The organism is Pseudoalteromonas phenolica, assembly GCF_001444405.1.
GTDB classification, from domain to species: domain Bacteria; phylum Pseudomonadota; class Gammaproteobacteria; order Enterobacterales; family Alteromonadaceae; genus Pseudoalteromonas; species Pseudoalteromonas phenolica.
The window spans coordinates 127,198-138,929 of record NZ_CP013188.1 but is presented as its reverse complement, the minus strand read 5'-3'; the positions used below and the strand labels follow the sequence as shown (position 1 = coordinate 138,929).

Annotated in this window: 11 protein-coding genes; 1 reads left to right on the top strand and 10 read right to left on the bottom strand. The window is 43.5% G+C overall.

Annotated features, from left to right (window positions below; translation table 11 throughout):
- Positions 1–47 precede the first annotated feature (47 nt).
- The 9 genes from PP2015_RS17905 to PP2015_RS17865 form a co-directional block, all read right to left on the bottom strand.
- Positions 48–512, bottom strand: coding sequence for a nuclear transport factor 2 family protein (locus PP2015_RS17905; protein WP_058031848.1), 465 nt, complete (start codon positions 510–512; stop codon positions 48–50).
- A 322-nt stretch (positions 513–834) separates the two neighbouring features.
- Positions 835–1,428 carry a LysE family translocator gene (locus PP2015_RS17900; RefSeq protein ID WP_058031847.1) on the bottom strand — a complete coding sequence of 198 codons (594 nt, stop codon included), beginning with the start codon at positions 1,426–1,428 and terminating at the stop codon, positions 835–837.
- Between the two features lie 127 nt (positions 1,429–1,555).
- A complete protein-coding gene (prpF, locus tag PP2015_RS17895; RefSeq protein ID WP_058031845.1) occupies positions 1,556–2,728 on the bottom strand; it encodes a 2-methylaconitate cis-trans isomerase PrpF in 1,173 nt (390 codons plus the stop codon).
- 47 nt (positions 2,729–2,775) lie between these two features.
- Positions 2,776–5,367, bottom strand: coding sequence for a Fe/S-dependent 2-methylisocitrate dehydratase AcnD (acnD, locus tag PP2015_RS17890; protein ID WP_058031843.1), 2,592 nt, complete (start codon positions 5,365–5,367; stop codon positions 2,776–2,778).
- A 157-nt stretch (positions 5,368–5,524) separates the two neighbouring features.
- Positions 5,525–6,646: a bifunctional 2-methylcitrate synthase/citrate synthase gene (gene prpC / locus PP2015_RS17885; RefSeq protein ID WP_058031841.1), complete on the bottom strand. Its 1,122-nt coding sequence runs from the start codon at positions 6,644–6,646 to the stop codon at positions 5,525–5,527.
- An 84-nt stretch (positions 6,647–6,730) separates the two neighbouring features.
- A complete protein-coding gene (gene prpB, locus PP2015_RS17880; protein WP_058032543.1) occupies positions 6,731–7,609 on the bottom strand; it encodes a methylisocitrate lyase in 879 nt (292 codons plus the stop codon).
- A gap of 58 nt (positions 7,610–7,667) precedes the next feature.
- Positions 7,668–8,327: a GntR family transcriptional regulator gene (locus PP2015_RS17875; protein ID WP_058031839.1), complete on the bottom strand. Its 660-nt coding sequence runs from the start codon at positions 8,325–8,327 to the stop codon at positions 7,668–7,670.
- Between the two features lie 211 nt (positions 8,328–8,538).
- Entirely contained in the window at positions 8,539–8,946 is a 408-nt protein-coding gene (locus PP2015_RS17870) for a hypothetical protein (RefSeq protein WP_058031836.1), read from the bottom strand.
- Positions 8,947–9,178: 232 nt separating this feature from the next.
- Positions 9,179–9,388: a cold-shock protein gene (locus tag PP2015_RS17865; protein WP_058031834.1), complete on the bottom strand. Its 210-nt coding sequence runs from the start codon at positions 9,386–9,388 to the stop codon at positions 9,179–9,181.
- A gap of 474 nt (positions 9,389–9,862) precedes the next feature.
- On the opposite strand from PP2015_RS17865, the gene PP2015_RS17860 reads away from it, so the two are divergent.
- Positions 9,863–10,990 carry a GNAT family N-acetyltransferase gene (locus PP2015_RS17860; protein ID WP_058031832.1) on the top strand — a complete coding sequence of 376 codons (1,128 nt, stop codon included), beginning with the start codon at positions 9,863–9,865 and terminating at the stop codon, positions 10,988–10,990.
- On the opposite strand, the gene PP2015_RS17855 is transcribed toward PP2015_RS17860, so the two are convergent.
- Entirely contained in the window at positions 10,970–11,560 is a 591-nt protein-coding gene (locus tag PP2015_RS17855; protein ID WP_058031831.1) for a DUF938 domain-containing protein, read from the bottom strand. The genes PP2015_RS17860 and PP2015_RS17855 overlap by 21 nt on opposite strands.
- Positions 11,561–11,732 lie beyond the last annotated feature (172 nt).

The following is an 11,732-nucleotide window of genomic DNA, read 5'->3' as shown; positions in this document are numbered from 1 at the left end:
CAAAAAAGCTCTCAATAAACAATCAAGTGCCGCTGTCATCAAAATGCTCATGTTCTTGGCTTAGCCACAAACGTCTTATTCACGATCCGCCAAGCGTCATTGAATTTATATAACACTAAGTAATCTATGTAATGGGTTTTTGATGTTTCAAAATTCAACTTAACCATGGCCATTTGCTCGTCAACAACATCAATCGAAAGGATATGGGCTTGCCAGTGATCTTTAGTCGGCTGCTTAAATATCTTGGCAAAGTCACCTAAGGTTTGACTGCGAATACTTTGCTTGCCAGTTTCTTTATCTGTCACGATAGACTTTATATGACCATTTTCTAGCTCAAAAGCTTGTGCTATTAAGCCTTCGTCTGACTCTGCAATGCCTTTAAAGTAACTGTTTACTGTTTTAACGATATCGTTATGTTCAGCATTAAAGGTGGCTTTTGCACTACTTGCGCCAGAGAAAGACACAACAGCTGCAAACGCAATGACTTGTAGACTAGATTTTAAATTCAACATCGGTGATTCCTTGGAAGTTCTGCTCTTATACCAGTCCGCTTAACTAAGTAGTCTATTTTGAGGCAAGAAAACCTTGTTGGTAGCACCGCTCACGCGTCCTGCTATCGCTGAGGTACCTACATCCATGTAGGCAAGGCAAATATTTCGTTATTTAGTTATTCTAAATGAGAAATCTTTAACGTAGCTATCATCAGGTTTAATCCCTCAAAATGATTAAGTGTTATTGCGGATTGGTATTAGCCTCTCTCACCCTGCTTACTATGTAAACGACTAATAAGTAACAATTTGTGTGTTTCTTTCAACAAAAGCTTGGTGTGAAAACTTAGAGGAAATAAGACGCGCCAATGCTCACTAATAACAGCAATGCAAACGCAATCCTCAGCCATTTTGCTTGCTCGGGTTTTGCAAAAAAAGGCCTGAGTTTACTGCCGATAGCCATCCATAATCCATCAACGATAACAGCAACAATAAAGCTAACCGTAGCAGTTAACATGGCACTGTAAACCGGTGAACTAGCAGGGATCATAAAGTTTGCAAAAATAGCTAAAAACGCGGCGTAGGCTTTAGGGTTGATTAAATTTAATATAAAACCATCTTTAAAGCTTGGTGCTGCCCCAGCTCTTTGCTCTATACCGCTGGTATTACTCGCGATCTTATACGCCACATAAATTAAGTAAGCGGTTGCGATACCTTGGTAAATGAGTTTGACCGTTGGGAATTGCTCAAACAAACTGCCTAACCCCAATGCCACTAAGCTAATTGCCACCAGCAAGCCGAGTAGAATACCAGCAAGAAACCCTAATCCTTGCTTAAAACCAAAACTGGCACCGACACCTGCTAGGGCAAGTGGTGCAGGCCCAGGTGAGCCTAATAAAAGTGCGGTAGTGAGTGCCAAGGTGGTAACTGCTTCTATCATTTATTCCTAATCCCTTTACTTTGAAAATATAAATACGGAGTGATTCAGCCATTAAAAAAGGCCCTCTCGGGCCTTGGGAGTATCACAACTCATGAACAATTTGCTTAAATACTGTCATTCTTGAAGATTAACCCTGCGGTACGCGTACTGAGCCTTCCATTAGCACTCTTGCGCTTCGGCTCATGACCGCTTTTTCAGCCAGCCATTTACCATCGGCAAGTTTTGCAGCTGCACCGACTTTTAATGTGCCCGATGGGTGACCAAAGGTGACGCTTTCACGCTCACCACCACCAGCAGCCAAGTTCACTATGGTGCCAGGAATTGCAGCTGCGGTCGCAATTGCAACAGCCGCTGTGCCCATCATGGCGTGGTGAAGCTTACCCATCGAAAGTGCACGTACACACACATCGATGTCAGACTCAGCAATTGCTTTACCACTTGAGGCAGTGTAAGCCTGAGCAGGTGCAGCAAATGCGATTTTCGGCGTATGCTGACGTACTTTTGCTTCTTCGATATCTTTGATTAAACCCATTTTCACTGCGCCATGAGCGCGAATGGTTTCAAAACGCTCAAGCACGGCAGCATCACTGTTAATGGCTTCTTGTAACTCTGTGCCTGTGTAACCTAAATCTTCTGCATTGAAGAATAGGGTCGGAATACCCGCGTTGATCATGGTCACAGGGAAAGTGCCAATACCTGGCACTTCAAGACTGTCAATTAAGTTACCAGATGGGAACATATCGCCTTCGCCGTCAGCTGGGTCCATGAACTCGACCACGACTTCGGCTGCAGGGAAAGTCACGCCATCTAACTCAAAATCACCGGTTTCTTGCACTTCCCCATTGGTCATAGGAATGTGCGCGATGATGGTTTTTTTGATGTTTGCTTGCCAAATACGCACAACCGCAATGCCGTTTTCAGGCACACGTTCAGCGTCAACTAGTCCGTTGCTGATTGCAAATGCGCCTACCGCGGCAGTTAAATTTCCGCAATTTCCGCTCCAATCGATAAAAGGCTTATCAATTGCTACCTGACCAAATAGATAATCTACATCGTGATCTGGCACATCACTTTTTGCCAAAATCACAGTTTTACTGGTGCTTGATGTTGCACCGCCCATACCATCTGTGTGTTTTGCGTATGGATCAGGACTACCAATCACGCGTAGCAATAAGTTGTCGCGTGCTTCGCCAGCAACTTGCGCCGCAGCAGGTAAGTCAGCAAGGTTGAAAAAAACGCCCTTACTGGTGCCGCCACGCATATAAGTTGCTGGTACTTTAATTTGTGGTTTGAAAGCCATTTAAAAATCCTTCAAAAGCGAATGAGAAAGCCCCATCCGCTTATTTATTAATTATTAGCTTCTAAAAAGTCTTGTGCGAATCTTTGAAGAACACCGCCAGCCGCGTAGATTGATACTTCTTCTGCAGTATCAAGACGACATAGCATAGGCACTTCTACACGCTCGCCGTTTTGACGATTAATCAATAAGGTTAACGTTGTACCCGGGCTTGGCTCACCAATAACGTCATAGGTTTCAGTACCATCAAGACCGAGAGTTTTGCGGGTTGTACCGGCTTCGAATTGCAGAGGTAATACACCCATACCGATTAAGTTTGTACGGTGAATACGCTCAAAACCTTCTGCCGCAATCACTTCAACACCCGCTAAACGCACACCTTTGGCCGCCCAGTCACGTGATGAACCCTGACCATAGTCCGCACCTGCCACAATAATCAACGGCTGCTTGCGTTCCATGTAGGTTTCGATGGCTTCCCACATGCGCGTTACTTTACCTTCTGGCTCAATACGCGCTAATGAACCTTGTTTTACCTCACCGTTTTCGTCTAACACCATTTCGTTAAACAATTTCGGGTTCGCAAAGGTTGCACGCTGCGCGGTTAAGTGGTCACCACGGTGGGTTGCATATGAGTTAAAGTCTTCTTCTGGCAGACCCATCTTCGCCAAATACTCACCTGCTGCACTGCTTGCTAAAATCGCATTTGAAGGTGATAAATGGTCGGTAGTGATGTTGTCGCCTAGTACAGCAAGTGGACGCATGCCTTTCATGGTGCGCTCAGCGGCTAGTGCGCCTTCCCAATATGGTGGGCGACGAATGTAGGTACTCATTTCACGCCAGTCGTAAAGCGGATCGTTCTTCTCGCCATAATCGACGTTTAAGTCAAACATTGGTTCGTATACTTGGCGGAATTGCTCTGGCTTCACGCTTTTAGCGATCACTGCATCGATCTCTTCATCCGTTGGCCACAAATCTTTTAGGGTAACTGGGTTACCGTCTTGGTCATGACCAAGGACATCTTTTTCGATGTCAAAACGAATGGTTCCGGCAATCGCATACGCTACAACCAATGGTGGAGACGCTAAGAAAGCTTGTTTTGCATATGGGTGAATACGACCATCAAAGTTACGGTTGCCCGACAGTACCGCCGTTGAGTATAAGTCACGGTCGATGATCTCTTGTTGGATTTTCGGGTCTAACGCGCCACTCATACCGTTACAAGTTGTACACGCAAATGCCACAACACCAAAACCAAGTTGCTCTAATTCTGGTAATAGCTCTGCATCTTCAAGATACATTTTTACTGTTTTTGAACCCGGTGCCAGAGATGATTTAACCCAAGGCTTACGAGTTAATCCTTTTGCGTTGGCATTACGTGCGAGTAGACCAGCGGCAATTACATTACGCGGATTAGAGGTATTAGTACAGCTGGTGATTGCCGCAATGATCACCGCACCATCTGGCATTTTGCCTTCTTCGTTTTCAACTGTGCCTGCAATACCCGCTTGTGCAAGCTCAGAAGTAGATACACGGCGGTGCGGATTTGAAGGGCCTGCGATGTTACGGCCAACCGTTGATAAATCAAAAGTAAGAACGCGCTCATATTCAGCGGTTTCTAAACTGTCAGCCCAAAGACCTGTTTCTTTTGCGTAGTTTTCAACAAGCTGAACTTGCTCGTCGTCGCGACCGGTGATCTTTAAGTAATCGATGGTGTGCTGATCGATGTAGAACATCGCCGCCGTCGCGCCATACTCTGGTGTCATGTTTGAGATGGTTGCACGGTCGCCAAGTGTTAAGCTTGCCGCACCTTCACCATAAAACTCCAAGTAAGCGCCAACTACTTTTTCAGCTCTTAAAAATTCGGTAATTGCTAATACGATATCCGTTGCGGTGATACCTGGTTGTGCTTTACCTTTCAGCTCAACACCGACAATATCTGGTAGGCGCATGTAAGAAGCTCGACCTAGCATAACGCTTTCGGCTTCAAGACCACCTACACCTACTGCAATTACACCGAGTGCATCAACGTGTGGCGTGTGACTATCGGTACCAACTAGGGTATCTGGGAATGCTACACCGTCGCGCGCATGGATAACCGGCGACATTTTCTCTAGGTTGATTTGGTGCATGATGCCGTTACCCGGCTGGATAACGTCAACGTTTTTAAATGCAGTTTTTGTCCAGTTGATAAAATGAAAGCGGTCGTCGTTACGACGGTCTTCAATGGCGCGGTTTTTCTCGAATGCATCTTTTTCAAAACCTGCGTGCTCCACCGCCAACGAGTGGTCAACAATAAGCTGAGTCGGAACAACTGGGTTTACTTTAGACGGATCGCCACCTTTTGCAGCAATTGCATCACGTAAGCCAGCAAGGTCAACAAGGGCGGTTTGGCCCAAGATATCGTGGCACACAACACGTGCTGGGAACCAAGGGAAATCTAGATCGCGTTTGCGGTCAATTAGCTGTGACAAACTTGCATCTAGCTTTTCAGGCTCACAACGACGAACTAGGTTTTCTGCAAGTACACGCGATGTGTAAGGGAGTGTGGCATACGCGCCCGGTTTAATGGCATCAACAGCTTCACGTGTATCGTAATAAGCGAGTTGAGAGTTGGGTAAGATCTTACGGTATTTGGTATTCATAACTTTCTGACTTCTTTATCCCATCGTCTTTCAAATTACATAGGTTTTAGCTGCCTAGGTGAAATATGAAATCCATAGGGTAAAACTCAAGCTCTAGGCTTAAGTTTGAGTGACGGTAGCGAGTGACAAAGTCGGCCTTTGTCACTCAAACTTTAAATTAACGCTCTGAAATTGGCGTTACAGGGCGTAGCTCTTCACCTGTATATTCCGCAGAAGGACGGATAATACGGTTGTCAGCACGTTGCTCCATCACGTGTGCAGCCCAACCCGTTAGGCGAGACATTACGAAGATAGGCGTGAATAGCTTAGTCGGAATACCCATGAAGTTATAAGCTGATGCATGGAAGAAATCAGCGTTACAGAAAAGCTTCTTCTCACGCCACATGACTTCTTCACAACGTACTGATACAGGGTAAAGTACGTCGTCACCCACATCTGCTGCTAGCTTTTCAGACCAGCCTTTGATGATTTCGTTACGAGGATCTGATTCTGAGTAAATCGCGTGACCGAAGCCCATAATTTTTTCTTTACGCTCAAGTTTACCCATCATTTCAGCTTCAGCATGATCTGGTGAAGTAAAGCCTTCGATCAGTTCCATCGCTGCTTCGTTAGCACCACCGTGTAGTGGACCACGAAGTGAACCAATCGCACCTGTTACACATGAGTGCATGTCAGAAAGCGTTGATGCACAAACGCGCGCTGTAAACGTTGACGCATTAAACTCATGCTCTGCATAAAGAATTAAAGACACATGCATAACTTGCTCGTGTAACTCTTTGGCTTTTTCACCGTGTAGCATTGTAAGGAAATGACCACCAATTGAATCATCATCTGTTTCAACGTCAATACGCACACCATCATGGCTAAAACGGTACCAGTAACAAATGATACTTGGGAAAACCGCTAGCATGCGATCAGTTACTTGGTCTTGCTCATCAAATGTCGCTTCACCTTCAAGGTTACCTAACATTGAACAACCCGTACGTAACACATCCATTGGGTGTGCGTCTGCTGGAATACGCTCTAGTACATCTTTAAGGGCTTGTGGCAGACCGCGCATTGCACGTAGCTTGTCTTTATATGCGTCTAGCTCTGCTTGCGTTGGTAGGTGACCTTTTAAGATAAGGTACGCCACTTCTTCAAACTGACAGTTTTCAGCTAAGTCTTTTACGTCGTAACCGCGGTAAGTTAGGCCAGAACCTGATTTACCTACTGTTGATAATGCTGTTTTACCCGCTACTTGTCCGCGTAGGCCTGCACCGCTTAGTACTTTTGCCATGATGTTGTCTCCTGAATTATTTTTACCTGCTGGGTATTGATATGTGCTGAGTGCAGGTTCATTGCCTGCACTTCAAAATTACTACTACTTATTTTTGCCTTCGGCGAACAACGCATCAAGCTTCTGCTCGTAGTCGTGATAGCCAAGGTAATCATAAAGATCCATACGAGTTTGCATGGTATCGATGACAGCTTTTTGATCGCCGTTTTGTAAAATGCTTTGATAAACTAGTTCAGCGGCTTTGTTCATTGCACGGAATGCACTTAATGGGTAAAGCACCATATCTACGCCCCACTCACCAAGCTCTTCTTTATTCCAAAGCTCTGTTTTACCAAATTCTGTGATGTTCGCTAAAATTGGCACATCTAGCGCTTCGCTAAATGCACGGTAGTGTTCTTCCGTTTGTACGGCTTCTGCAAAAATGCCATCAGCACCCGCGGCAACATAAGCTTTTGCACGCTCAATCGCGGCTTCTAAGCCTTCTTGCGCGAATGAATCTGTACGCGCCATGATGAAGAAGTCAGGATCAGTACGCGCATCGACTGCCGCTTTAATACGGTCAACCATTTCTTCTGTTGAAACGATCTCTTTATTTGGACGATGACCACAACGTTTTTGCGCAACTTGGTCTTCCATATGTACAGCTGCTGCACCGGCTTTTTCCATATCACGTACTGTTTTTGCGATATTGAATGCACCGCCCCAACCTGTGTCGATATCAACCATCAGTGGTAGATCGCATGCTGAAGTAATACGCTGTACGTCAGCAATAACGTCGTTTAGAGAAGTCATGCCTAAATCAGGAAGACCATAAGAGGCATTTGCAACACCGCCACCTGATAAATAAATTGCTTGGTGGCCGATTTTCTTCGCCATCATTGCACTGTAGGCATTAATTGTGCCCACGATCTGCAGTGGTTGATTGGCTTTTAATGCATCACGGAATTTTTTACCCGCACTGATAGTTCCTGTTGTCATCTTGATGATCTCTCTGGTTATCCTGAAAATGTGTGTAAGAAGCTCACTGGTTTAGCTTGGCTTCGATATTATTTTTTGAATACATAATGTGTCGGCGCATCAACATTTCGGCCAACTCAGGGTCGCGATTGCTGATTGCTTGCACTATATGTTTATGCTCATCAAAAGCGGTACTCACACGAGGACCCGCCATGCCTAACTGCACGCGATACATACGCACTAAGTGATATAGACCATTGACCAGCATATTAATTAAATGATTATTTTTGCTGCCGAGAATAATGCGATAGTGAAAATCTAAATCACCCGCTTCTTGATAATAGCGCTCTGTGGTTTTGATATTTTCTGACTGGCTATTCAGTAACAGCTTAAGCTCAGCTACTTCGTTATCAGACATATTAGTTGCAGCAAGACGCGCTGCCATGCCTTCTAGTGACTCACGCACTTGGTAAAGTTCAATTAATCCCTCAGGGCTTAATGCCACCACACGTGCACCCACATTTGGCTTGCGCTCAACCAAGTTACAGCTTTCTAAACGGTTAATTGCTTCTCGGACTACTGCACGGCTTACTTCATATTTTGTCGACAACTCAGTTTCACTGAGTTTTGCTGATGCTGGGATTTCACCCTCTACAATCTCTTTTCTTAAGCGAAAAAACGCTTTATCTGAGGCTGTTACAGCATTTTCTTGAAAAATCGACATAGTAAATCTTAAAGCCGTGTTTAATAAGTTGTAGACAATATAGTAGTGCTTTACGTGAACGTCAACCTAGAAACGACAAGATTGTCGACAATTTTAGATATAGTGTCTATAATTTTGATGAATATTGGGGGGGTGAGTGTATAGATTTGGTTATAGATGAAGAGGTCTTTGTTGGGGTGTAGCTTTATAACCAGAGTTACTTTCTAGTGTTCTAATTCTGAGGGATTAGGCTCGGTGTTGTTTTACATCCATGTAGCCTGAAAATGTCTTGGCACTTTTTAAAACTGCCTAATTCACCTTGCGCAAAACTAACCTTGCTACGCAACGTATATTTTGCACGATTAGGCCTCACGCTCAACGCTAGTCTTGCTGCGCGTACTATAAACGAAAAATTTTGGATGCTGTGTTGTTTTACATCCATGTAGCGACGTCCATCGGGTATCCATACCTTCACCTCCTCGCGCTGCGAAACTTCGTTTCGGTTTTGATAAGAGTTGAGTTGTAATACTTCCATGTAGCTTGGGTCCGGTTCGGCCATCCAAGGCCTCACGCTCAACGCTAGTCTTGCTGCGCGCACTATAAATGACAAATTTTGGATGCTGTGTTGTTTTACATCCATGTAGCTACGTCCATCGGGTATCCATACCCTCACCTCCTCGTGCTGCGAAACTTCGTTTCGGTCACTCGTCGCCCTTGCGCAAAAGTAACCTTGCTTCGATAAGGTGTCTGTTTTTAATGTGGTTAAACTTGCTCGTTTCACCTTGCGCAAACAGCGCGAACTTCGTTCACTAGTTTGCACCACACATAAAAAAAGCAAGCTAGTGCTTGCTTTCTTGTTAAGTGATTAACACTTAAAGTACAGTGATGTTCTCAGCTTGTGGGCCTTTTTGACCTGTAGCTAATGTGAACTCTACTTTCTGACCTTCAACTAAAGTGCGGAAACCGTCACCTTTGATAGCGCTGAAGTGTGCGAAAACATCTGGACCATTTTCTTGTGCAATGAAACCAAAACCTTTTGACTCGTTAAACCACTTAACGGTACCAGTAACTGTATTAGACATAATATGTATATCCTGATCTTTAAAATTAACTATGCCCTTGTGGGCGCATAGAGCAAAAACTAGACGGTACTTAAAAACTTCAGGACGGTACTACAAGTATGACTCATACAATAACGTGGTGGAAATTTATAAACACTGACAAATTTTTGTCTGTCTTCATAGTAAAGCCCTCTCATGCTAAGTCAAACGATTTTAGGTCAAAAAATGATTAATTTTTAATTACAGGTAGATCTCTCACACTGCGTTAGGCATACGCTTACATGTAATATTATTGTATATAAATCAATATAGTTATGATCCATCAATTAAACCGGGTGATAAATTGGCTTAAGTCACAGGTGTTTAAAAGTTGAATACTTATTGAGCACGCTAAGTTCTAAGCTTGCTTTTTCATTTAGAGCATAAGGGCGGTTTAAGGCAAAATTAAATCTGATATCATGCCATTTAAAATAGCCTTAATTTTTTGTGTACCCGATGACCTATCAGCATGACTTTGTAGACTCGATTTTAAATATCTCGGAACAAACCTGGGACTCACTCACAAATGAGCATGTTTTTTCCGGTTATGCTTGGCTAAGTGCGTTAGAAAAAAGCGGATGCGTAAATAAACAAACAGGTTGGCAGCCTCAGCACCTTGTCATTAAACAAAGCGATCATATTGTGGCTATCTTACCTGGCTTTATAAAAAACCACTCTTATGGTGAATATGTCTTTGATTGGGCATTTGCTGAAGCGTACGAAAGGTATGGGCTAGATTATTACCCTAAATGGCTGTGTGGTGTACCTTTTACCCCTGTGCAAGGTCCTCGCATTCTTTGCAAACACATCACGCCTGAATTAATTAGTTATATAGAAGCAACTTTACTTGAGTTTGGTGAAAATGGTCTCAGTGGCATCCATCTTAACTTTTTATCTGAACATGCAAACTTTGGCAATACCACATTGATCCCAAGACGCAATGTACAATTTCACTGGCAAAATAAAGACTATCAAAACTTCAATGACTTTCTATCAGTGCTTAATGCTCGAAAGCGGAAAATGATCACTAAAGAGCGATTAAAAGTACAACAACAGAATTTATCCATACACTGGTTTTCAGGTGACGAAGTTGATGATGCCTTACTCGATGCCTTTTATTTAAGTTACCGCCTGACTTATTTAAAGCGCTCGGGCCATAATGGCTATTTAAATCGCGAATTTTTCGCCTTGATTATAAAAAACTTATCGTATGCTGTTCGTTTATGCTGCGCATTCAAAGATGATGATATTGTAGCCACTAGCCTTTATTTTGTTTCAGGTGATACTCTATACGGCCGCTACTGGGGTGCAATTGAGTCCCAGTATGACTCGCTTCACTTTGAGCTCTGTTATTACCAAGGCATTGAACTTGCGATAAAAGAAGGCATCACCACTTTTGATGCCGGCGCTCAAGGCGAGCATAAGCTCGCTCGAGGTTTTGAGCCAGTTTGGCGTCACTCTTACCACACCTTGTTTAGGCCAGAGTTTAGAATTGCGCTACAAGACTATTGCGAAAGAGAAGCCCAAGCCTTACAGCTGTACTTTACCGAGTGTGAAGCTAAATTACCGTTTAAACACCAATAGCCTATTATTTGCAGGCATTTCGTGGTCTTGAACTAATTCAAAGCCGTGTTTCTTTGCCAAAGATACAACCCATTCTTGATCTCGAATACCACTTTGTGGGTCTCTTGCCCTTAACATGGCATCGAAGCCTTGGTTACTTTCACTGGTAAACTGACCATTGTAGTTAAAAGGCCCATAAATGAATAAATGACTTTGCGCTTGACTGTGTTTGGTAGCGCCTTTGATTAACCTTTCAACCAAAGGCTCAGACACAATATGAAACGTGTTAGCAGTGTAAATTGCATCGTACTTTTCAGTCACAGGCCAATCATGGTTCAAATCTAGTGTTATTGGCGCAATTAAGTTACTCAAGTTAGCTTCATCTAACCAAGCGTTAATCCCTTCATGATGCATGGCTTGATCTGCCGTGTACCAACTTATATTCGGAAGATGCCTTGCAAAGTGCACTGCATGCTGCCCAGTACCGCTTCCTACTTCTAAAATTCTTTCTTTGCCCGTTAAATATCTTCTTATCTTACTTAGAATTGGGTCTTTGTTGTTTTCACACGCTTGAGAATATGGCTTAGTCATGGTTGTTTTGCACTAAATTGAGGAGTTACTGCCCGTTATTGATGCAATTAATTTAAGAAATAGCAAGCGAGATCAATAAATCTTTTCTATAAATACTTAAAGTGTCTACATAAGTTTTTCTTGGTACAACTTCTGCAGAACAACCTATACAGAATATCAATACTTCAAAGCG